At 74.3% G+C, this 21,059-nt stretch carries 20 protein-coding genes; 11 read left to right on the forward strand and 9 right to left on the reverse strand.

Annotation, left to right across the window (positions count from 1 at the left end; genetic code table 11):
• Position 1 precedes the first annotated feature (1 nt).
• Positions 2-955, reverse strand: coding sequence for an NAD-dependent epimerase/dehydratase family protein (locus AC4OR8_RS05780; RefSeq protein ID WP_492164585.1), 954 nt, complete (start codon positions 953-955; stop codon positions 2-4).
• 53 nt (positions 956-1,008) lie between these two features.
• Between AC4OR8_RS05780 and AC4OR8_RS05785 the strand changes: the two genes are divergently transcribed.
• A complete protein-coding gene (locus AC4OR8_RS05785) occupies positions 1,009-2,217 on the forward strand; it encodes a YibE/F family protein (RefSeq protein WP_492164586.1) in 1,209 nt (402 codons plus the stop codon).
• 4 nt (positions 2,218-2,221) lie between these two features.
• Here the strand turns inward: AC4OR8_RS05785 and AC4OR8_RS05790 are convergent, their stop codons facing one another.
• On the reverse strand, positions 2,222-3,241 hold the full coding sequence (locus AC4OR8_RS05790; RefSeq protein WP_492164587.1) for an intradiol ring-cleavage dioxygenase: 1,020 nt from the start codon (positions 3,239-3,241) through the stop codon (positions 2,222-2,224).
• A 159-nt stretch (positions 3,242-3,400) separates the two neighbouring features.
• Between AC4OR8_RS05790 and AC4OR8_RS05795 the strand changes: the two genes are divergently transcribed.
• Both AC4OR8_RS05795 and AC4OR8_RS05800 read left to right on the forward strand, forming a co-directional pair.
• The gene (locus tag AC4OR8_RS05795) at positions 3,401-3,895 is read left to right on the forward strand and encodes a DUF2975 domain-containing protein (protein ID WP_492164588.1); all 495 of its coding nucleotides are present in this window, start codon (positions 3,401-3,403) and stop codon (positions 3,893-3,895) included.
• Positions 3,895-4,155, forward strand: coding sequence for a helix-turn-helix domain-containing protein (locus AC4OR8_RS05800; RefSeq protein ID WP_492164589.1), 261 nt, complete (start codon positions 3,895-3,897; stop codon positions 4,153-4,155). Before AC4OR8_RS05795 ends, AC4OR8_RS05800 begins: the two co-directional genes overlap by 1 nt.
• On the opposite strand, the gene AC4OR8_RS05805 is transcribed toward AC4OR8_RS05800, so the two are convergent.
• The 5 genes from AC4OR8_RS05805 to AC4OR8_RS05825 all read right to left on the reverse strand — a co-directional run bounded on the left by AC4OR8_RS05805 (position 4,142) and on the right by AC4OR8_RS05825 (position 11,390).
• Positions 4,142-5,920: a CapA family protein gene (locus tag AC4OR8_RS05805; protein WP_492164590.1), complete on the reverse strand. Its 1,779-nt coding sequence runs from the start codon at positions 5,918-5,920 to the stop codon at positions 4,142-4,144. The two genes, AC4OR8_RS05800 and AC4OR8_RS05805, sit on opposite strands and share 14 nt — an antisense overlap.
• Positions 5,921-6,039: 119 nt before the next feature.
• A complete protein-coding gene (locus AC4OR8_RS05810) occupies positions 6,040-6,540 on the reverse strand; it encodes a thioesterase family protein (protein ID WP_492164591.1) in 501 nt (166 codons plus the stop codon).
• The gene (gene icmF, locus AC4OR8_RS05815; protein ID WP_492164592.1) at positions 6,537-9,770 is read right to left on the reverse strand and encodes a fused isobutyryl-CoA mutase/GTPase IcmF; all 3,234 of its coding nucleotides are present in this window, start codon (positions 9,768-9,770) and stop codon (positions 6,537-6,539) included. The genes AC4OR8_RS05810 and icmF overlap by 4 nt, the downstream gene beginning before the upstream one ends.
• Positions 9,771-10,004: 234 nt before the next feature.
• On the reverse strand, positions 10,005-10,514 hold the full coding sequence (locus tag AC4OR8_RS05820) for a MarR family winged helix-turn-helix transcriptional regulator (RefSeq protein WP_492164593.1): 510 nt from the start codon (positions 10,512-10,514) through the stop codon (positions 10,005-10,007).
• 45 nt (positions 10,515-10,559) lie between these two features.
• Complete coding sequence (locus AC4OR8_RS05825) at positions 10,560-11,390, reverse strand: putative protein N(5)-glutamine methyltransferase (protein ID WP_492164594.1); 831 nt, start codon at positions 11,388-11,390, stop codon at positions 10,560-10,562.
• A 41-nt stretch (positions 11,391-11,431) separates the two neighbouring features.
• Between AC4OR8_RS05825 and AC4OR8_RS05830 the strand changes: the two genes are divergently transcribed.
• Together AC4OR8_RS05830 and AC4OR8_RS05835 are read left to right on the forward strand one after the other, a co-directional pair.
• The gene (locus AC4OR8_RS05830; RefSeq protein WP_492164595.1) at positions 11,432-12,505 is read left to right on the forward strand and encodes an MBL fold metallo-hydrolase; all 1,074 of its coding nucleotides are present in this window, start codon (positions 11,432-11,434) and stop codon (positions 12,503-12,505) included.
• A gap of 123 nt (positions 12,506-12,628) precedes the next feature.
• On the forward strand, positions 12,629-13,237 hold the full coding sequence (locus tag AC4OR8_RS05835; protein WP_492164596.1) for a hypothetical protein: 609 nt from the start codon (positions 12,629-12,631) through the stop codon (positions 13,235-13,237).
• A 45-nt stretch (positions 13,238-13,282) separates the two neighbouring features.
• Here AC4OR8_RS05835 and AC4OR8_RS05840 read toward each other — a convergent pair whose 3' ends face one another.
• Positions 13,283-13,999 carry an aspartate/glutamate racemase family protein gene (locus tag AC4OR8_RS05840; protein WP_492164597.1) on the reverse strand — a complete coding sequence of 239 codons (717 nt, stop codon included), beginning with the start codon at positions 13,997-13,999 and terminating at the stop codon, positions 13,283-13,285.
• 71 nt (positions 14,000-14,070) lie between these two features.
• On the opposite strand from AC4OR8_RS05840, the gene AC4OR8_RS05845 reads away from it, so the two are divergent.
• The gene (locus tag AC4OR8_RS05845; protein WP_492164598.1) at positions 14,071-15,015 is read left to right on the forward strand and encodes a LysR family transcriptional regulator; all 945 of its coding nucleotides are present in this window, start codon (positions 14,071-14,073) and stop codon (positions 15,013-15,015) included.
• Here AC4OR8_RS05845 and AC4OR8_RS05850 read toward each other — a convergent pair.
• Positions 15,003-15,845, reverse strand: coding sequence for an aldo/keto reductase (locus AC4OR8_RS05850; RefSeq protein ID WP_492164599.1), 843 nt, complete (start codon positions 15,843-15,845; stop codon positions 15,003-15,005). The two genes, AC4OR8_RS05845 and AC4OR8_RS05850, sit on opposite strands and share 13 nt — an antisense overlap.
• Positions 15,846-16,001: 156 nt before the next feature.
• Between AC4OR8_RS05850 and AC4OR8_RS05855 the strand changes: the two genes are divergently transcribed.
• From AC4OR8_RS05855 to AC4OR8_RS05875, 5 genes are all read left to right on the forward strand, one after another.
• Complete coding sequence (locus tag AC4OR8_RS05855) at positions 16,002-16,457, forward strand: NUDIX hydrolase (RefSeq protein ID WP_492164600.1); 456 nt, start codon at positions 16,002-16,004, stop codon at positions 16,455-16,457.
• 143 nt (positions 16,458-16,600) lie between these two features.
• A complete protein-coding gene (dnaK, locus tag AC4OR8_RS05860; protein WP_492164601.1) occupies positions 16,601-18,478 on the forward strand; it encodes a molecular chaperone DnaK in 1,878 nt (625 codons plus the stop codon).
• Entirely contained in the window at positions 18,475-19,131 is a 657-nt protein-coding gene (gene grpE, locus AC4OR8_RS05865) for a nucleotide exchange factor GrpE (protein WP_492164602.1), read from the forward strand. The genes dnaK and grpE overlap by 4 nt, the downstream gene beginning before the upstream one ends.
• Positions 19,132-19,222: 91 nt before the next feature.
• Positions 19,223-20,401 carry a molecular chaperone DnaJ gene (dnaJ, locus tag AC4OR8_RS05870; RefSeq protein WP_492164603.1) on the forward strand — a complete coding sequence of 393 codons (1,179 nt, stop codon included), beginning with the start codon at positions 19,223-19,225 and terminating at the stop codon, positions 20,399-20,401.
• Positions 20,402-20,411: 10 nt separating this feature from the next.
• Complete coding sequence (locus AC4OR8_RS05875; protein ID WP_492164604.1) at positions 20,412-20,849, forward strand: heat shock protein transcriptional repressor HspR; 438 nt, start codon at positions 20,412-20,414, stop codon at positions 20,847-20,849.
• Positions 20,850-21,059: the final 210 nt, after the last annotated feature.

The following is a 21,059-nucleotide window of genomic DNA, read 5'->3' on the forward strand; positions in this document are numbered from 1 at the left end:
CTCAGCGGCGCAGGCCGGCGGTGATCTCGTCGAGGGCGGTCGCCAGGTCGACCGACGGGGTCCAGCCCCAGCCGCGGGCGCGGTCGGCCACGATGCGACCGGTCCACGCCGGGCCGTCGGCCCAGACCGGCTCGACCTCGACGGCCTCGGTGACCGTCGTCCAGTAGTCGCGGGCGGTGGCCGGCCCGGCGGCCACGTTGACCGGCGTGCAGCCGCCGGCGACGGGGCCCTGCTCGGGGTCGTCGGAAGTCGCGATCGCCCCGGTGGCGACGTCGGCGGCGAGGGCGGCGAGGTCGTCGACGTGCACCCACGCGAAGCTCTGGTCGGGGTTGGCGCGGCGGGCCTGCTCGTCGTCGCGCGCGGCGGCGGGGCGCAGGGTGTTCCACACCGAGGTCTCGCCCGCGCCCAGGATGGCCGGCGGACGCAGCAGCACCCGGGTGATCCCGTCGACGTCGGCGAGCGCGGCGTCGGCGTCGCGCTTGGTGACGGGGTAGTCGCCCGCGTCGTCGCCGGAGAGCGCCGACGCCTCGTCGACGTCGCCGGCCTGCGGCGAGCGGTCGTAGACCGCGGCGGTGGAGACGTGCACCAGGCGGGCGACGCCGGCCTCGGCCGCGGCGCGGGCGATCACGGTGGTGCCCTCCACCCCGATGCGGTGCTGGGTCTCCAGGTCGCTGCCCATCGGGTGCACCGTGGTCACCACGGCCTCCGCGCCGGCCACGACCTCGGCGGCGAAGGCGGGGTCGGTGAAGTCGCCGACGTGCTCGTCGGCGCCGGCGAACGTCGGTCCGGTGCCGGCACGGCGCACCACGGCGCGCACCTGCACGCCACGCTCGACCAGCGCTGCGCAGGTGTGGGAGCCGACCAGGCCGTTGGCGCCGGTGACGACGACGACCGGGGCCTCGATGGGGGCCTCGACGGGGGCTTCGGGCGCGGACTCGGCGGGGGAGGGGGTCATGACGCCCACGATGTCACGCCGCTCCACGGGGCGCCGCTAGCATCGGGGGCCTCATGGGCGCCCACCACGCACGGCACGCCGCGCACGACACCCGGCGGATGCGCCGGCTCGCGCTGGCCGTGGTGGTCCCGATCGCGGTGGTCACGGTGGCCTGCCTGGTGTGGCTGTGGCCCGGTGCGCTGCCCGGGGCGGAGACCGCCGCGTCGCTCGCGCAGGTCGAGGGCACGGTGACCGGGGTGAGCAGGGAGGCCTGCCCCGAGGCGGCGGACGCCGGCGCCGCGGCCGACGCCGTCCCCACCGACGGCTGCGGCACCGCCGCCGTGCGGCTCACCAGCGGCGCCGACGCCGACACCGACGTCGAGGCGCCGCTGCCCACCGGGCCCGGCGCCCCCGAGGTCGAGACCGGCGACGACGTGCTGCTGGTCCTGGTCGGCGACCCGGGCGACCCCGACGCGCAGACGTACTCGATCGTCGACCAGCAGCGCGGCACCGGGCTGGCCCTGCTCGCCGCGGCGTTCGCCCTGGCCGTCGTGGCGTTCGGCCGGCTGCGGGGGCTGAGCGCGCTGGTCGGGCTCGGGGTGACGTTCGCGCTGCTGGTGTGGTTCGTGGTGCCGGCCATCCTGGGTGGGGAGTCGCCGCTGCTGGTGGCCATCGTGGGCTCGGCCGCGATCGTGCTGACCGTCCTCTACCTCACCCACGGGTTCAGCGTGTCGACCACCGTGGCGGTGGTCGGCACGCTCGCCGCGCTCACCCTGACCGGCGTGCTGTCGGCGCTGACGATCGCCGCCCTCGGCCTCAGCGGGGTCTCCGACGACCTGTCGACGTCGGTGGGCGCGCAGTACGGCGTCAACCTGCAGGGGGTGCTGATCGCCGGCATCGTGATCGGCTCGCTCGGCGTGCTCGACGACGTCACCGTCACCCAGGCCGCGACCATCGACGAGATCGCGCGCGCCAACCCCGGCTACGGCCTGAGCGAGCTCTACCGCGCCGGCACCCGCGTCGGCCGCTCCCACATCGCCTCGGTGATCAACACCATCGTGCTGGCCTACGCCGGCTCGTCGCTGCCCCTGCTGATCCTGGTGGTGGCCAGCGACGACGGGCTCGGCGACGTGGTGACCGACCAGGTCATCGCCCAGGAGGTCGTGCGCGCCGCCGTGGCCACCCTCGGCCTGATGGCGGCGGTGCCGATCACCACGCTGCTCGCCGCGCTGGCGGTGCGCGAGGCCGCCCGCGGCCGCGCCGCGGGCCGACCTGCGGGCTGACGGGTCAGGAGGTGGTGTCCTCCGCCGGCGGCTCGGGGGCGCCCTCGGGCGGCTCGCCGCCCGTCTCTCCACCCGTCTCCGGCGGCTCGCCGCCCGTGTCGCCGCCGGGCGCGCCGCCCGAGGGCGCCGCGCCGCCCGCGGTGGGGGTGGTGCGGGTGTCGACGCGCACGGCCAGCCGGACGGCGTACCCGTCGGTGACGTTCCCGGTGACGGTGGCCAGCTGGCTGGCCCCGCCGTCGTCGCCGAACACGCTGTCGCTCTCCAGGCCGACGGCGGCCAGGTTGGTCACCGAGTCCTCGTACCCGGTGGTGGCGTAGACCTTCTCGGAGACCGCCAGGGGCAGGGCCACCTGCGAGGTGGCGATGGCGTTGGTGGAGTCGGTGATCGACTCGCGGTCCGGGTAGACCTCGAAGTGGACGTGCGGCCACCGGCCGGTGTAGCAGGCCGGGAAGACACTGGTGAACTGCACCACGCCGTCGGCGTCGGCCACCTGCGCGCCGCGCAGGTAGTTCTCGTCCTCGACGCCCTCGGAGTACATCGAGTAGCGGCCCTCGCGGTCGCAGTGCCACACGTAGACCGCGACGCCGGCGAACGCCGAGCCGCCGTCGGCGAGGTCGCTCAGGGCCAGCTCGAGGGTCATCGGGACGCCCTCGGCGGTCCCGCTGGCCTCGCCGAAGCTGGAGCGGATGTCGCTGCGCACGATGCCGCTCTCCTCCAGCACGTCGGGCCCGTTGGAGCCGTCGCCGGGGTAGGGTCCGGCGGTCTCGTCGGGGATCTCCTCCGACCCGCTGCTGCCCGTCGACCCGGCCGCGGTGGCCGCCGAGTCGCTGGAGGCGTCGCCCCCGCACGCCACGAGGCCCACCCCGACCGCGGCCAGCCCGGCGCCGCGCAGCAGCGAGCGCCGCTGCAGCAGGGTCTGCACGTCGAAGCCGAGGCCCTGGTCCTCGACGTCCTCGTCGGCCCGGGGGAGCGCCCGTCCCCGCCAGGTCCGTGCCCTCGTGCTCCGCTGGGTGCCGCTGCTCATGTCCCGCTCCTCCGTGTCGCCTGCTGTGGGCCTCCATCGTGGGCGGGGCGGTGGTGGGTGGGCTGTCGTCGGTCTGTGGGTCGCCTGTGACGGTTAACCCTTGCCGGAGCTATCGTTGTTCGATAGATTCTTGCTGGACGTCGATCGAAGGAGAACGCCATGGGACACCTGACCATCCTCGCGCTGCGGGTCGTGCTGGCCGCTGCGCTGCTGGGGTCGCTGGTCGTGCAGGCGGTGATGGTGCCGCTGCTCGCCGCCGACCTCGACCCCGACGGGGCCGTCGGCGACCTGCGGGTGCCGCTGGTCGTCATCGTCGTGCTCGGCATCCTCACCGTGCAGGTCACACTGGTGTGCACGTGGCGGCTGGTGACGATGGTGCGTCGCGGCACCGTGTTCTCCCACGCCGCCTTCCGCTGGGTCGACGTCGTGATCGGTGCGATCGCGACGGCCGCCCTGCTCACGTTCGCCCTCGGGGTGCTGCTGGCCCCCGGCCCCACCGTCGCTCCGGGCGTGGTCCTGCTCGTCGGCGGCGTGGGCGTGCTGGTCAGCGGGGTCGCCCTCGTGGTGCTGGTGATGCGGGCGCTGCTCGCGCAGGCGGTGGCCCGTGACGCCGAGGCGACGCAGCTGCAGGCCGAGCTCGACGTGGTCATCTGATGGCGATCGTCGTGGACGTCGACGTGATGCTGGCGCGGCGCAAGATGGCCGTCGGCACCCTCGCCGAGCGGGTGGGCATCACCCCGGCCAACCTCGCGGTGCTGAAGAACGGTCGCGCCAAGGCGGTGCGGTTCTCGACCCTCGAGGCCCTCTGCGAGGTGCTCGACTGCCAGCCCGGTGACCTGCTGCGCTGGGAGCCCGACGGCGAGGAGCCTGCCGCCGGACCGGCCGGACCGGCCGCACGGGTCAGCCGGCGCTGAAGTGCTGGTAGTCGGGGTCGGCGTAGTCGCCGCCCCACTCCCAGCCGACCCGGGCGAACGCGCGCACGACCACGTCGCCGCGCCGGATCACGCCGGGCCGCGACGCCGCGCCGGGGCCGCGGTCGACGTCCACGAAGCGCCGCGCGGCGGGCGGCTCCACCACGGCGCCGCGCACGTAGGGGTTCTGCACCGGGTTGAGGTCGACCGCGCGGCCGAAGGCGTGGTCGGAGAACCGGTCGGTGCCGGCGACGGTGCGGCAGTTGTAGGCCGAGGTGTTGTTGGCCTCCATCGAGCGGGCGTCGCTGCCGCCGTAGGCGTCGACCAGGCGCATCCGCGCCAGCGGGAACCGCTCGCGGTAGAGGGCGCGGAACACCCCGACCACGTCGTCGGCGACGTCGTCGGCGACCACCAGCGCCCCGCGGCGGGCACGGCCGTCGAACCCGACGTACGACAGGCCCACGCGGCGCAGGTCACCCAGACCCACGGGGCACGACGGGCGGTGGCTGCGACCGAGCATCGAGCGGCGCAGCTCGGGGCCGATGCGCCGCACCGACGACGCGAACGCCGGCAGCCGGCGCTCGGCCGGGGTCGCGTCCCGGCCTCCCGGGCCCGCCGTGGTCCCCGTGTCCTGGTCCGCCGGTCCGGCGCCGGGGCCGGGCGCGAGGTCGGTGCAGCCGCGCCGGGAGCGCCAGTCGGCGACCGCCGCGGCCCGGGCCTGCCCGGTCAGCGGCTGCGGCGCGCCGCCGTCGGGCGGGATCACCCCGGGCTGCCAGGTGGTGCCGACCACCTCGTCGTCGCTGACGGTCAGCCGCAGCACGCCCGTCTCGGGCCGGCGGCCGTGGTACCAGAAGAAGTTGCCGAGGCCGTAGGAGACGTAGGTGGGGCCGAGGGTGCCCGCGCCCAGCGGCACGTGGGCGTGGGTGCCGACCACCACGTCGGCGCCGGCGTCGGCCAGCGTGCGCGCCAGGCCCTGCTGCAGGCCGGTCGGGCAGGCGTCGTTCTCGCGGCCCCAGTGCAGGTAGACGACCACGAGGTCGTCCTCGTCGGTGCCGGCGCGCACGGCGGCGACCAGCTGCCGGGCCTGCGGGGTGCGGGCGGAGGCGAGGCCCGGGCCGGTGCCGTCGCCCACGGCCCACGTCGGGTCGGCGCTCTCGCGCGGTGAGGCGTCGGCGGCGAAGACCGCGACGTCGGTGCCGCGCACGGTGGTGCGGTGGGGGGCGAACGCCTCCCGCGCGTCGCGGCCCACGCCGACCACCGCGACGGGACCGGTGCGGGCGGCGGCCAGGGTGTCCCGCAGGCCGGGCACGCCGTGGTCGGCGCCGTGGTTGTTGGCCAACGACGCCACGTCGACGCCGGAGCGGGCCAGCACGTCGAGCGCGGCGGGCGGGCTGCGGAACCAGTAGCGGTTCGCCGGGTCCTCCAGCTCCTTGCGCGCCGGCGTCCCGCGCCGGGTGATCGCGCTCTCGAGGTTGACCATCGCCAGGTCGGCGCTGCGCAGGGCGGCCGACATCGGCCCCAGCGTGGAGCCGGGCCGCCCCGGCACGCCCCTCAGGCCGGCCTCGAAGTGCACGTCGCCGGCGAAGGCGAGGGTGAGCGGCGAGGCCGGGGTCTCGTCGGCGTCCGGTCGTGCCGTCGTCGCCGTTGCGGCCCCGTCGGGCGCGGGGGCCTCGTCGTCGGTGGCCGCGCCCTGGCAGCCGCTCAGCAGCAGCGCCCCGAGCGCCAGCGCGACGCACGCCCGCGCCCCGCGTCGTCCGCCGCTGCCCATGCGTGCTCCCCGATCCGGTCGGCCTCCCCCTCAGGGGTCGTCCTCCACAGTGACGGGTCACCCAAAACCGGGTCTCACCCCTCCGGCCCGTAGGCCGTCAGGGTGGGACCCGGTGCGGTTCAGCGCAGGGAGAGCGAGCCGGAGAGGCCGGGCTCCCAGCCGAGGGCGGAGTCGGTCTCGATGCGGTCGTCCATCGCCTTGGCGACGTCGTCGGGCCAGGGGCTGGTGCGCCGCGTGCTCATGTCGATGTGGAGGAAGACCTCCTCCATCACGTAGCTCAGCTGCTGGTCGGTGTCGTCGAGCAGGTAGACCACGACGTGCGCGGCGCGCTCGGAGCGGCCCACGAGCCGCACCCGCGCCGACAGGCGGTCGCCGGTGCGCAGCTCGGTGAGGTAGGTCAGGTGGTGCTCGGCGGAGAAGCAGGCGTGACCGGCCGAGATCGGCCAGTTCGGCGGGATGCCGAGGCCGGCGAGGCACTCGTCGAGGCCCTCGCTGGCGATGCCGAGGTAGTGGCGCACGTTGAGGTGGCCGTTGACGTCCTCGAAGGCCACCGGCACGGGCTGCTCGGTGTACGCCGGGAGGGCTGCGATCTGGTCATATGTCGGGAAGGAGTGGCTCACACGTTGCGACGATACTGGCCGCCGACCTCGAAGAACGCCTCCGTCACCTGTCCGAGCGTGCAGACCCGTGCGGCGTCCATCAGCACGGCGAACACGTTCTCCCCCGACGTGGCCGCCTCCTTGAGCCGCGCGAGGGCCTGGGCGGACTCCTCGGCGTGGGCCTGCTGGAAGGCGCGGACGCCGCTCAGCTGGCCCTCCTTCTCGGCCTCGGTGGCCCGGGCGAGCTCCACGTGCACCGGCGTGCCGTCGGTGCCGTCGCCGCGCTCGGGCTTGCGGAAGGTGTTCACGCCGATGATCGGCAGCGAGCCGTCGTGCTTGCGGTGCTCGTAGCGCATCGACTCGTCCTGGATGCGGCCGCGCTGGTAGCCGGTCTCCATCGCGCCGAGCACCCCGCCGCGCTCGTTGATCCGGTCGAACTCCTCCAGCACCGCCGCCTCCACGAGGTCGGTGAGCTCGTCGACGACGTACGAGCCCTGCAGCGGGTTCTCGTTCATCGCCAGTCCCCACTCGCGGTTGATGATCATCTGGATCGCCAGGGCGCGGCGCACCGACTCCTCTCCGGGCGTGGTCACGGCCTCGTCGTAGGCGTTGGTGTGGAGGCTGTTGGCGTTGTCGTAGATCGCGACCAGCGCCTGCAGGGTGGTGCGGATGTCGTTGAAGTCCATCTCCTGCGCGTGCAGCGAGCGACCGGACGTCTGCACGTGGTACTTCAGCTTCTGCGAGCGCTCGCCGGCGCCGTACCGCTCCATCATCGCGACGGCCCAGATGCGGCGGGCGACGCGGCCGATGACGGTGTACTCGGGGTCCATGCCGTTGGAGAAGAAGAACGACAGGTTGGGCGCGAAGTCGTCGATGGCCATGCCGCGCGCGAGGTAGGCCTCCACGTAGGTGAAGCCGTTGGCGAGGGTGAAGGCGAGCTGGCTGATGGGGTTCGCCCCGGCCTCGGCGATGTGGTAGCCGGAGATCGACACGGAGTAGAAGTTGCGCACGCCGTGCTCGATGAACCACTCCTGGATGTCGGCCATCATCCGCAGCGAGAACTCGGTGGAGAACAGGCAGGTGTTCTGGCCCTGGTCCTCCTTGAGGATGTCGGCCTGCACCGTGCCGCGCACCGTGGTCACGGCATGCGCGGCGAGCGCGGCGCGCTCCTCCGCGTCGGGCTCGCGGCCCTCGCGCTCGCGGAAGACGTCGACCTGCTGGTCGATCACGGTGTTGAGGAAGAACGCCAGCACCGTCGGGGCGGGGCCGTTGATCGTCATGCTCACGCTGGTGGTGGGCGAGACCAGGTCGAAGCCGTCGTAGAGCAGCTTCATGTCGTCGACGGTCGCGACGCTCACCCCCGACGTGCCGACCTTGCCGTAGACGTCGGGGCGCTCGTCGGGGTCGCGGCCGTAGAGCGTGACGGAGTCGAAGGCGGTGGAGAGCCGCTTCGCGTCGCCGTCGGCCGAGAGGATCTTGAACCGGCGGTTGGTGCGCGCGGGGTCGCCCTCGCCGGCGAACATGCGCGCGGGGTCCTCGCCGTCGCGCTTGAACGGGAACACCCCGGCGGTGAAGGGGAAGTGGCCCGGGAGGTTCTCCCGGCGCCAGTAGCGCACCAGCTCGCCGTGGTCGACGTACGTCGGCAGCGAGACGCGGCGCACGGCGTTGCCGCTGAGCGACTCCCGCGTGAGCGGGGTGACCACCTGCGTGCCGCGCACGGTGACGACCTGCTCGTCGCCGGAGTAGGCCTGCACGACGGCGGGCCAGCCCGCCACCTGCTCGGCCACCTCGACCGGCAGCGCCGTGCGGGCCTTCTCGAGCAGGTGGGGCACGTCGCCGTGGTCGCCCTCGGCCAGCTCGGCGCTCACCGCCTCCAGGCGCTGCACGCGGCGCGCGGCCTCGGCCAGGCGCTCGGTCTCGGCGTGGTAGCCGCGCACGGTCTCGGTGATCTCGGCGAGGTAGCGCACCCGCTCGCCGGGCACCACCTGGCGGATGCCCGAGGAGTGCCGCACGTCGACCGGCGCCAGCGTGCCCTCGCCCACCGCGAGCCCGCGCTCGGCGAGCACGCCGCGCAGGTGCTGATAGAGCGCGGTGACGCCGTCGTCGTCGAAGGTGGCCGCGGAGGTGCCGAAGACCGGCATGTCGTGGGGCTGGGAGCCGAACGCCTCCCGGTTGCGCACCAGCTGGCGCCCGACGTCGCGCAGGGCGTCGTGGGAGCCGCGGCGCTCGAACTTGTTGATCGCCACGACGTCGGCGAAGTCGAGCATGTCGATCTTCTCCAGCTGCGAGGCGGCGCCGAACTCGGGCGTCATCACGTAGAGGGAGGCGTCGACGAACGGCACGATGGCGGCGTCGCCCTGCCCGATGCCGGGGGTCTCCACGACCACCAGGTCGAACCCGGCGGCCTTCACCACGTCGATGACGTCACCGAGGTGGTCGGGCAGCTCGTGGGCGCCGCGGGTGGCGAGGCTGCGGAAGAAGACGCGGTCGCCCTCGAGGGAGTTCATCCGGATGCGGTCGCCCAGCAGGGCGCCGCCGCCCTTGCGGCGGGTGGGGTCGACGGCGATCACCGCCACCCGCAGCTTGTCCTGCTGGTCGACGCGGAAGCGCCGCACCAGCTCGTCGGTGAGCGACGACTTGCCCGAGCCCCCGGTGCCGGTGATGCCGAGCACCGGCACGGCGTGCCGGGCGGCGGCGTCGCGCAGGACGGCCAGGACGTCGTCGCCGAGGCGGCCGGTCTCCGCGCCGGTGATCGCCCGGGCCACGGCCGCGCGGTCGCCGCTGACGACCTCCTCGGCGCCGACCCGGCGCTGGGCCCACAGGTCGGTGTCGCAGGCGGCGACGACGGAGTTGATCATGCCGGCCAGGCCCATGCGCTGGCCGTCCTCGGGGGAGAAGATCGTGACGCCGTGCTCGCGCAGCCGCTGGATCTCGTCGTGCACGATCACCCCGCCCCCGCCGCCGACCACCTTCACGTGACCCGCGCCCTGGGCGCGCAGCGCGTCGACGAGGTACTCGAAGTACTCCACGTGCCCGCCCTGGTACGACGACACCGCGACCCCCTGCACGTCCTCCTCGAGCGCGGCGTCGACGACCTCCTGCACCGAGCGGTTGTGCCCGAGGTGCACGACCTCGCAGCCCTGGCTCTGGAAGATGCGCCGCATGATGTTGATCGAGGCGTCGTGGCCGTCGAACAGGCTGGACGCCGTGACGAGGCGCACCGGGTGGGTCGGGACGTGGAGCTCGGGCACGGGGGGTCACCTCGGTGGTTCGTGGGGGATAGTTGGACGTCCAACTAATGCCCAGCGTAGCGCCCCCTCGGCGCGGCCTCCAGGGGTCACGGCGCTCGAGCCTCCGGGGTGCCCCGTCGTCGGTCGAGCAGCGAGGAGCGCCGGCGACGAGCGTCGTGGAGACCTCCGCGGCCTGCGCCGGATCGTCGTGCCCGGTGCCCGGTGCTCGGCCGGCTGGGCCCGCTGGTCGGCCTGCTAGTCGACCTGGTCGCCGCCGCGGGCGCGGAGCGCGGCCAGCAGGCGGGTGAGGGCGGCGACGTCGTCGTCGGGGAGGCCGAGGGCCTCGAAGACGTCGGTGTTGAGGCCCGTGGTGGCCGTGGCGGCGACGGCGCGGCCGCTGTCGGTGATCGCGGCGAGCACGACGCGGCGGTCGGTCTCGCCGCGGCTGCGCTCCACGTGCCCCTGGCGCTCGAGGCGGTCGACGGCGCTGGTCACCGACGTCGGGTGCACCTGCAGCAGGGAGCCGAGGCGGGTCATCGGCAGCCGGCCGGCGGAGGTGAACGACAGCAGCTGCAGCACCTCGTAGCGGGCGAAGGTGAGGTCGAGCGGGCGCAGCACGGCGTCGATGCGCTCCATCAGCAGCTGCTGCACCCGCACGACCGAGGTGACCACGGCCATGCCGTCGGCGGCGTCGTGCCAGCCGTGGGCCTCCCACTGCCGGTGGGCCTCGCGGATCGGGTCGCGCTGGCTCACGGCGTCGCGCACGCGGGCCGCCGGGCGCAGGTCGCGGGGCTCGTCACGCGGGCCAACCTAGCCCGGCGGCGGCGCGCCGGGCGCGGGGTCCGGGTGGTGGCCCACGACCGCCGTGCCGTCGACGTCGTCGTCGCGGTGGACGGTCGCCCGCAGGCCTGCGGCGGCCACCAGGTCGCGGGTGCGGTCGGCCTGCTCGCGGCTGGTCTCGAGCAGCAGCCACCCGCCGGGCGCCAGCCAGCGGGCGGCGCCGGCGGCGACGCGGCGGTGGAGGTCGAGGCCGTCGCCGCCGCCGTCGAGGGCGACCAGCGGCTCGTGGGTGCGGGCCTCGGGCGGCATCGTGGCCACCGCCGCGCTCGGCACGTAGGGCGCGTTGACCACCAGGACGTCGACGCGCCCCCGCAGGTCGTCGGGCAGCGCGGTCCACAGGTCGCCGAGGTGCACCTGTGCGGGGGGCGGCAGGTTGCGCCGGGCGCAGGCCACCGCCGCCGGCTCGACGTCGGCGGCGTGCACCTCCAGTCCCGGCAGCTCCGGCCGCCCGGGCAGCCCGGGCACCGCCGCGGCCAGCGCGGCAGCGATGGCACCGGTGCCGCAGCACAGGTCGACCACCACCGACCCCGGGCGCAGCCGCGCCAGCGCGAGCCGAACGAGCAGCTCGGAGCGGCGCCGCGGCACGAACACCCCGGCCTCCACCACCACCCGCGTGCCGGCGAAGGCGGCGCTGCCGACCACCACCTCCAGCGGCCGTCCGGTCACCCGCTCGTCGACCAGGCGCGCGAGGTGGGCGGCGTCGTGTGCCGCCGTGCGCAGCTCGGCGGCCTCGTCCTCGGCGAAGACGCAGCCCGCCGCGCGCAGCCGGTCGACGAGCGGGTCGGGGGGAGGCGCGGGCACGGCCACGATCCTGCCGCAGCGGCGCGCGTAGGGTCCGCGGGATGACCCCCGCGTCCGACCCCGGCACCTCCACCGCCCACGCCGTCTCGCCCGACTCGGGCCTGCACTGGGCGGCCGAGGGGGCCTGGCAGGTCGAGCCGGGGCTCCACCGCATCCCGCTGCCGCTGCCCTCCGACGGCCTGCGCGCGGTCAACGTCTACGTGCTCGAGACCGACGACGGGTTGACGCTGGTCGACGGCGGCTGGGCGATCCCGCAGGCCCGGGCGCTCCTCGAGCGCTGCCTGGGCGAGCTGGGTGCCGGGGTCGGCGACATCCGCCGGTTCCTCGTCACCCACGTGCACCGCGACCACTACACGCTGGCCTCCGTGCTCGGCGCCGAGGTGGGCGCCCACGTCTCGCTGGGCGCGGGGGAGAAGCCCGCCCTCGACCTGTTCCACTCCGAGGCCTGGCCCGGCGGCGACCCGTTCGCCGACGTGCTGGCGGGCGCGGGCGCCCACGACGTGGCCGAGCAGTGGCGACGCCACGGCGCCGGACGTCAGCTCGACCTCGCCCACTGGGCCTACCCCGACACCTGGCTGGAGGGCGACCACGAGGTGCGCGTCGGCGCGCGCACCCTCGACGCGGTGCACACGCCCGGCCACACCCCCGGCCACTTCGTCTTCGCCGACCGCACCGCGGGCCTGCTGCTGGCCGGTGACCACGTGCTGCCCACGATCACCCCGTCGATCGGCTTCACCGTGCCGGTGGTGGAGTCGCCGCTGGGCGACTTCATGGCGTCCCTCACCCGGGTGCGGGCGCTCCCCGACCTGCGGGTGCTGCCGGCCCACGGACCGCTCGCGCCGTCGTCCCACGCCCGCGTCGACGAGCTGCTGGCCCACCACGAGCACCGGCTCGAGGCCTGCCTGGCCGCGCTGTCGGGCGGTGACGGCACCGCCACCGACGTCGCCCGCCGGCTGCCGTGGACGCGCCACGAGCACGCGTGGACCGCGCTCGACGTGTTCAACCAGGGCATGGCCGCGATGGAGACCAAGGCCCACCTCGACCTGCTGGTGGCCCGCGGCGCGCTCCTCTCCGCGCCGCACGACGGCGGCGTGCGGTACGCCGTCGCCGGCTGAGGCGACCCGCGGCCGACCCACCGTCGGGCGGTCGGTGTGGCGTGACGGGGGGCGCACGGCGACAATGGCCGCGGCGGTCCGGGTGGCCCGCCCTGCGACCAGCACAGGACCAGCACGGGAGTGATGACGGTGGCCGACCACGACCGGCTCGAGCGCGACCCCGACGACCCCCGCGAGGTGGGGCGCGCGGTGGCCATGGGCCTGGCCGCGCTGCTCGGCGTCGGCCTGGTGGTCGGCCTCGTGCTCGGCGGGGTGGTGCTCGTGGTGTCGCGGGTGGCCGGCGTGGACGACAGCGCCAGCACGTCCACCGCCACCGACGGCGGGTCGTTCTTCCTGCCCCAGTTCGAGGACACCGGCGGCCCGGGCGGTCCTGACATCACCCTCGACCCCGACGTCGCCGACAGCGCGTCGTCCGGGTCCGCGACGCCGACCCCCAGCGCCTCGGAGAGCGAGAAGGCCGAGGAGCTCACCCTGTCGGCCGGGCAGGCGTCGGTGGCGCCGATGGGCCAGATCGACCTCAGCGGGGTCTACCGCGGCGGCGAGGGTGCGGTGCTGCAGGTGCAGCGCTTCGTCGTGGGCGGCGGCTGGGACGACTTCCCGGTCACCGCGGTGGTCAGCAACGAGACGTTCACGACGTACGTGCAGACCAGCTCCCCGGGGGTCAACCGCTTCCGCGTGGTCGACACCAGCGACGGCACCGCCTCGAACGACGTGCGCGTCACCGTCGGCTGAGCGGCCCAGCGGCCCAGCGGCCCAGCAGCTCAGCCGCCCAGCAGGTCAGCCGACGGGCACGCCGGCGCCGGCCGGCGCCAGGGCGAGGTCGACCAGCAGCGAGGCGTGGGCGACGGCGGAGTCGACGACCGGCAGCGGGGCGTCGTCGGCGCCGACCAGCAGGCCGATCTCGGTGCAGGCCAGCACCACCGCGTCGGCGCCGCGCGCCTGCAGGTCGCGCATGATCGCGACGTAGGCCTCGCGCGATTCGGCCCGCACGACGCCGCGGGTGATCTCCTCGAAGACCACGCGGTCGACCAGCTCGCGCCCCGCCTCGTCGGGCACCACCACCTCGATGCCGTGGGTGGCGAGGCGGTCGGCGTAGAAGGTCTCCTCCATCACCCAGCGGGCGCCGAGCAGGCCGAGCGTCGTCCAGCCCTCGCGCACGGCGATCGCGGCGACGGCATCGGCGATGTGCACCGCCGGCACGGCCACGGCGTCCTCGAGGGCCGCGAAGTTCTTGTGCATGAGGTTGGTGCACAGCCCGACGAGGTCGGCGCCGCCGGCCTCGCAGCGACGGGCGGCGTCGGCGAGCAGCGCGGCGGAGCCGGCCCAGTCGCCGCGCAGCTGGCAGTCGCGCACCTCCGCGAAGTCCAGCGACTGCAGGGAGATGCGGGCGGAGGAGTGGCCGCCGAGGCGGGCCGCGACCTCCTCGTTGATCAGGCGGTAGTAGGTGGCCGTGGAGTGCCACGACATGCCGCCGACGAGGCCGATGGTCTGCATGTGTCGATGGTCGCGCTCCGCCGAGCACACCGGAAGTGCCGTCCTGCCAGGACGAGGCATAACCTGAGCCTATGGCCCTCGACGCCCGCCGCACGCTGCTCTTCCGCGCCGTCGCCCGCGCCGGGTCGATCAGCGCGGCCGCCCGCGAGCTGGGCTGGACGCAGCCGGCGGTGAGCCAGCAGCTGGCCCACCTCGAGCGGGAGGCGGGCGGCCCCCTGCTGCTGCGCGGGTCGCGCGGGGTGACGCCCACCGAGGCCGGACGGGCACTGCTGGCCCGCGCCGACGTGGTCGCCGCCGAGCTGCACGCCGCGGGGGAGGAGCTCGCCGCGCTCCACCAGCTGCGCGCCGGACGGGTGCGGTTGGTGGCGTTCCCGTCGGCGGCGGCCACGCTGGTGCCGGACGCGGTGGCCGCGCTGGGGCGGGCGCACCCCGAGGTGCAGGTCGGGCTCGAGGAGGCCGAGCCGCCCGAGGCGCTGGCCGCCGCGGCGGGCGGTGAGGCCGACCTCGCCCTGGTCTTCGGCTACGACGGCGCCCCGCAGGGCCTCGGCACGCTGACGTGGCGACCGCTGCTCGACGAGGCCGTGCACCTGGTGGTGCCGCCCGACCTGGCGGCGCCGGGTCGCCGGGGGCTCGCGGCGCTGGCCGACGCCGACTGGATCGGTGGGTGCGTGCGCTGCCGCACCCACCTCGTCGACTGCTGCGAGGCGGCCGGGTTCACCCCGACCGTGCGCCACGCCACCGACGACTACGTGGTGGTGCAGCACCTGGTGGCCCGCGGCCTCGGTGTGGCCGTGCTCCCGGAGTCGGCGTTCGCGGCGTACCGCCACCCCGACGTGCAGGTGGTGGAGCTGGCAGGGCTGGGGCGACGCCACGTGGGCCTGGCCCACCGCCCCGGAGCGCAGACCGTCCCCGCCACCGCGGCCCTCGTCGCCCAGGTGGTGGCCCGGGCGGAGGCGGTCGCGGCGACGGGGACGTCGCTCAGGCGTGCGGGTGGAGCCTCAGCTCACGGCACGTAGTCGAACGAGTCGGGGTTGGGGCCGGTGCGGCCGTCCTCGCCCTTGTCGAGCGCGGCGATCGTGGCGAGCTCCTCGGGGCTGAGGGAGAAGTCGAACAGGTCGAAGTTCTCCTCCATGCGCTCGCGCTTCATCGACTTCGGGAAGACGATGTCGCCGCGGTCGAGGTGCCAGCGCAGGGTGACCTGCGAGGCGCTCTTGCCGTGGGCGGTGGCGATCTCGCCGATCACCGGGTCGTCGAGCACGGCGCCCTGGGCGATGGGCGACCACGCCTCGACCTCCACGCCGTGGCGGATCGAGGCCGCGCGCGCGTCCTCGTTGGTGAAGTAGGGGTGCACCTCGATCTGGTTGACCACGGGCACGACGCCGGTCTCAGAGACGATGCGGTCGAGGTGGGCCGGCTGGAAGTTCGAGACGCCCACGGAGCGGGCGCGACCGTCCTCGACGAACGACGCCAGGGTCTTCCACGTGGAGACGTAGTCACCGTCGTACAGCGTGGGCAGCGGCCAGTGGATGAGGAACAGGTCGATGCGGTCGAGGCCGAGCTTGGTCAGCGTCTCCTCGAAGGCGCGCTTCGCGTCGTCGGGGCGGTGGAAGCCGTTGTTCAGCTTCGAGGTCACGTAGAGCTCGTCACGGGCCAGGCCCGAGGACTTCAGCGCCTCGCCGACCTGCTGCTCGTTCTGGTACATCTGCGCGGTGTCGATGTGGCGGTAGCCCACCTCGAGCGCCGTGGTCACGACGTCGGCGGCCTGCTCCGGCGGCACCTGGTAGGTGCCGAAGCCGAGCTGGGGGATGGTCGTCTGGTCGGTCAGGGTGATCGTGGGAACGGTCATGTGTGTCCCAATGCCCAGCCGGGGGCCGCGCATTCCACCTCCCACCCCTCCGGGCGGCTCGTGTGCGCCGCTGACCGCCCCTGCCCGCGCCTGTCTGCCCCCCCCCGACGCACCCTCCGACCCGCCCCTCCGACCGGCCCTGGGCACACTGGAGGGATGCACTACACCGACTACGACACCCGCCTGGCGGCCTACGCCGTGATCCACGACGAGCACGACCGCGTGCTCCTCGCGCTGTGGAACGAGGGCCACCGCCCGCAGTGGACGCTGCCCGGCGGCGGCGTCGAGCTGCACGAGAGCGTGGAGGAGGCGGTGGTGCGCGAGGTCGCCGAGGAGAGCGGGTACGCCGTCGAGGTCGGTGAGCTGCTGGGCGTCGACTCCTACGTCATCCCGCCCGAGCGGCGGCTCAACGGGTCGTCGCGACCGATGAAGGCGGTGCGCACCGTCTTCCGCGCCCGGGTGACCGGCGGCGAGCTGAGCGCCGAGCAGGACGGCTCCACCGACGAGGCGCGGTGGTTCCCGCTCGACGAGGTCGCCGCCCTCGACCGCGTCTCGGTGGTGGACATCGCGCTGGGGATGGCCGGGCTGCTGCGCCAGGAGCGCGAGCAGTAGCCGGACTTGAGTCGATGAGACTCAACTAACTTGTCTGCGGGCGCGCAGCGACGCATCATGGAGTCATCGCCGGACGATCCCGCGCCGGCCAGCCCCTGACATCCCTGACATCCCCGCACGACCCACAGATGGAGGAACCACCCATGGCACGAGCCGTCGGCATCGACCTCGGCACGACCAACAGCGTCGTGACGGTCCTGGAGGGCGGAGAGCCCACCGTCATCGCCAACGCGGAGGGCGCGCGCACCACCCCCTCCGTCGTGGCCTTCGCCAAGAACGGCGAGGTGCTCGTGGGCGAGGTGGCCAAGCGCCAGGCCGTCACGAACATCGACCGCACCATCCGCTCCGTCAAGCGCCACATGGGCACCGACTGGAAGCAGAAGATCGACGACAAGGACTTCACGCCCCAGCAGATCAGCGCCTTCGTGCTGCAGAAGCTGAAGCGCGACGCGGAGGCCTACCTCGGCGAGCCCGTCACCGACGCGGTCATCACCGTGCCGGCGTACTTCTCCGACGCCCAGCGCCAGGCCACCAAGGAGGCCGGTGAGATCGCGGGCCTCAACGTCAGCCGCATCGTCAACGAGCCCACCGCGGCCGCGCTGGCCTACGGCCTCGACAAGGGCGACGACCAGACGATCCTCGTCTTCGACCTCGGTGGCGGCACGTTCGACGTCTCGCTGCTGGAGATCGGCGAGGGCGTCGTGGAGGTCAAGGCGACCTCCGGTGACAACCACCTCGGTGGTGACGACTGGGACGCCCGCGTCGTCGAGTGGATGGTCAAGAAGTTCAAGGCCGGCAACGGCGTCGACCTCGCGGCCGACAAGATCGCCAAGCAGCGCCTCCAGGAGGCCGCCGAGAAGGCGAAGATCGAGCTGTCGTCCTCCAGCGAGACCACGATCCACCTGCCCTACATCACCCACGGCGAGTCGGGCCCGCTGCACTTCGAGGAGCGCCTGACCCGCTCGGAGTTCCAGCAGCTCACCGACGACCTGCTCGAGCGCACCAAGGTGCCGTTCCAGAACGTCCTGAAGGACGGCGGCGTCGCGGTCGACAAGATCGACCACGTCGTGCTCGTCGGCGGCTCCACCCGCATGCCCGCGGTCTCCGAGGTCGTCAAGAGCCTCCTCGGCGGCAAGGAGCCCAACAAGGGCGTCAACCCCGACGAGGTCGTCGCCATCGGCGCGGCCCTGCAGGCCGGCGTCCTCAAGGGCGAGGTCAAGGACGTGCTGCTGCTCGACGTCACCCCGCTCTCCCTCGGCATCGAGACCAAGGGCGGTGTGATGACCAACCTCATCGAGCGCAACACCACGATCCCGACCAAGCGCTCGGAGATCTTCACCACCGCCGACGACAACCAGCCGTCGGTGGAGATCAAGGTCGCCCAGGGCGAGCGTCAGCTGTGGTCGCAGAACCAGCCGCTGGGCAACTTCGAGCTCACCGGCCTCCCGCCGGCGCCGCGCGGCATCCCGAAGATCGAGGTCACCTTCGACATCGACGCCAACGGCATCGTGCACGTCTCCGCGAAGGACCAGGCCTCGGGCCGCGAGCAGTCGATGACGATCTCCGGCGGCTCCGCGCTGGGCAAGGACGACATCGACCGGATGGTCCGCGAGGCCGAGCAGTACGCCGAGGAGGACGCCAAGCGTCGCGAGGCCATCGAGGTCCGCAACCAGGCCGACCAGCTCGTCTACACCACGGGCAAGTTCCTGGCCGACAACGGCGACAAGATCCCCGAGGAGGTCCGCACCGAGGTGCAGGGCGACCTCGACGCGCTGAAGTCGACGCTGGAGAACGCCGACGCGAGCGCCGAGGAGCTCACCGCCGGCACCACCAAGCTCAACGAGTCGAGCCAGAAGATGGGTGCGGCGATGTACGCCGCGGCCGAGGCCGACTCCGCTGCCGCCGGCGGCGCCACCGGTGCGACCGGCGAGGCCGACGACGACATCGTGGACGCCGAGGTCGTCGACGAGGAGCCCGGCACCGACGGGTCCGAGGGCGCCACCGAGGGTGACGCCAAGTGACCCAGCCCCGCGACGAGCAGGGTCTGCCGCAGGAGGGGGAGCCCACCGGGGCTCCCTCTCCCGAGGGCCTGCCGACCGACGAGGCGGCGGGCCTGGCCGAGGGCGTCGAGGTGCAGGACGGACCGGTGGAGGCCGTCGACGCGGCCGACTCCGCCGTCCCGGACGACGACACGGTGCCGGCCGAGCCGGCGCCGGCGTCCGACCCGGCCGACGACGAGGCCGTGGTGGCGCGCATGGAGGCCGCCGAGCGGCTGGCCGACCTGCAGCGGCTCCAGGCGGAGTTCCTCAACTACAAGCGGCGCGTCGAGCGCGACCGCGACCTGATCAAGGAGAACGCGACGTACGCCGCGCTCGCCCCGATCACCGAGGTGCTCGACACGATCGACCGCGCGCGGGAGCACGAGCCGCTCGAGGGCGGGTTCAAGTCGGTCGCCGAGCAGCTCGAGCGCACCGTGGCGGGCCTCGGCCTGATCCGGTTCGGCGAGCCCGGCGACGCCTTCGACCCGAGCCTGCACGAGGCGCTGTCGAACCTCGGCGAGGACCCCGAGGTCACGGTGACGACCTGCAAGGTCATCGCCAAGGCCGGCTACCGCATCGGCACGCGCGTCGTGCGCGCCGCGCAGGTGCTCGTCGTCGAGCCTGCGTCGTCCTGACCCGTGTCGTCCTGACCCGCAGCGCACCGGCCCGGGCACCCGCCCGGGCCGGCGCGCAGCACCGTGAGCAGCAGAGAGGGGAGGTGGTCCCGTGAGTGACAACGGCTTCCGCGCCGACTGGGCGCAGAAGGACTTCTACGCGACCCTCGGCGTGGCCAAGGACGCCGGCGCCGACGAGATCAAGAAGGCCTACCGGCGCCTGGCCCGGGCGAACCACCCCGACTCCAACCCCGGCGACACCGCCAAGCACGACACCTTCAAGTCGGTCGCCGAGGCCTACGACGTGGTCGGCGACCCCGAGAAGCGCGCCAAGTACGACGAGATGCGCTCGCTCTACGGCAGCGGCGGCTTCCGCGGCGGTGCGCCCGGCGGCGGCGGCGCCGGCGGCGGGTTCAATCTCGACGACCTGCTGCGCGAGCGCGCCGGCGCCCAGGGCGGCCTCGGCGACATGTTCGGCGACGTCTTCGGCGGCGGCTTCCCCGGCCGCGCCCGGCAGACCCGCCCGCGCCCCACCAAGGGCGCCGACGTCGACACCACCGCCACGATCAGCTTCACCGACGCCCTCGACGGCGTCACCATCTCGCTGCGGCTCAGCTCCGACGCCCCGTGCCCGACGTGCGCGGGCAGCGGTGGCAAGCCGGGCAGCAAGCCCCACGTGTGCCCCGAGTGCGAGGGCGCCGGGTACGTCGTCTCCTCGGTCGGCGGCGCCTTCTCGATGAACGAGACCTGTCCGGCCTGCGGCGGTCGCCAGCTGGTCTACGACGAGGCGTGCCCCACCTGCCACGGCAGCGGGCGCGGGCAGTCGTCGCGCACCATCCAGGCCCGCATCCCCGCCGGCGTCAAGGACGCCCAGCGCATCCGCCTGCGCGGCAAGGGCGTGGCGGGGGAGAACGGCGGCCCCGCCGGCGACCTGTTCGTCACCGTGAAGGTCTCGCCCCACCGGGTCTTCGGGCGCAAGGGCGACAACCTCACCCTCGACGTGCCGGTCTCCTTCGACGAGCTCGCGCTCGGTGCCGACGTGCGCATCCCCACCCTCGACGGCGCCGCGGTCACCCTCAAGGTGCCGGCCGGCACGCCCAACGGGCGCACGTTCCGGGTGCGCGGCAAGGGCGCCCGCAAGACCGACGGCACCACCGGCGACCTGCTGGCCACCGTCGAGGTGCACGTGCCGGCGGTGCTCGACGCGACCGCGCGCGAGGCCGTGGAGGCCTACCGCGCCGCGACCGCGCAGAGGCCGCTGCGCGCCGGGCTCTTCGAGCCGGCGGGATGACGTCGTGGGTGTGCGCGAGCCCCTCCAGCCGGCCCACGACGCGGCCGTCTACGTCATCTCCGTCGCCGCGGAGCTGACCGGGCTGCACCCGCAGACCCTGCGCACCTACGAGCGCATGGGGCTGATCACCCCCGGTCGCACCGGCGGCGGCGGACGGCGCTACTCCCACCGCGACATCGAGCTGCTCCGGGCGATCTCCGAGCTCACCTCCGCGGGCATCGGCATCGAGGGCGTGCGGCGCATCCTCGACCTCGAGCACCGCGTCGACGCCCTGCAGGCCCGCAACGCCGAGCTGATCGCCGAGCTCGACGCCACCCGCGCCGCCCTGCAGCAGGCGCTGGTCGCGCGCCGGGTCACCCCCGACCGCGAGCGACTGCCCAACAAGCTCCCCGTCCTGCGCCGCCCCGACCCCCCGCAGTCGGTCGTCGTCTGGCGCCGCGGGCGCTGAGGCCGTGGGCGGGCAGTTTCCCCGGCCGGCCGGGGAAACCCCCTCTTGGTGACTGGAACTTCAGCCACCAAGAGGCAGTTTCCGCCTCCCGGTCGGCCTCAGGGGCAGCCGCACCGCCCCGAGCGGCCGGCTTCGACGTACGGCGAACGACCGCCCCGGCGCCTGGGGCGGGACGCTAGTCTTCGGCGCACCCCGGCCGGACGGTCGGGC

Source organism: Nocardioides sp. FY1077, from assembly GCF_058681775.1.

Coding starts and splice junctions, on each gene's coding strand:
- AC4OR8_RS05780 (WP_492164585.1), bottom strand. CDS start 955: ATGACCCCCTCCCCCGCCGAGTCCGCGCCCGAAGCCCCCGTCGAGGCC.
- AC4OR8_RS05785 (WP_492164586.1), top strand. CDS start 1,009: ATGGGCGCCCACCACGCACGGCACGCCGCGCACGACACCCGGCGGATG.
- AC4OR8_RS05790 (WP_492164587.1), bottom strand. CDS start 3,241: ATGAGCAGCGGCACCCAGCGGAGCACGAGGGCACGGACCTGGCGGGGA.
- AC4OR8_RS05795 (WP_492164588.1), top strand. CDS start 3,401: ATGGGACACCTGACCATCCTCGCGCTGCGGGTCGTGCTGGCCGCTGCG.
- AC4OR8_RS05800 (WP_492164589.1), top strand. CDS start 3,895: ATGGCGATCGTCGTGGACGTCGACGTGATGCTGGCGCGGCGCAAGATG.
- AC4OR8_RS05805 (WP_492164590.1), bottom strand. CDS start 5,920: ATGGGCAGCGGCGGACGACGCGGGGCGCGGGCGTGCGTCGCGCTGGCG.
- AC4OR8_RS05830 (WP_492164595.1), top strand. CDS start 11,432: ATGACCCCCGCGTCCGACCCCGGCACCTCCACCGCCCACGCCGTCTCG.
- AC4OR8_RS05835 (WP_492164596.1), top strand. CDS start 12,629: ATGACGGTGGCCGACCACGACCGGCTCGAGCGCGACCCCGACGACCCC.
- AC4OR8_RS05840 (WP_492164597.1), bottom strand. CDS start 13,999: ATGCAGACCATCGGCCTCGTCGGCGGCATGTCGTGGCACTCCACGGCC.
- AC4OR8_RS05845 (WP_492164598.1), top strand. CDS start 14,071: ATGGCCCTCGACGCCCGCCGCACGCTGCTCTTCCGCGCCGTCGCCCGC.
- AC4OR8_RS05850 (WP_492164599.1), bottom strand. CDS start 15,845: ATGACCGTTCCCACGATCACCCTGACCGACCAGACGACCATCCCCCAG.
- AC4OR8_RS05855 (WP_492164600.1), top strand. CDS start 16,002: ATGCACTACACCGACTACGACACCCGCCTGGCGGCCTACGCCGTGATC.
- dnaK (WP_492164601.1), top strand. CDS start 16,601: ATGGCACGAGCCGTCGGCATCGACCTCGGCACGACCAACAGCGTCGTG.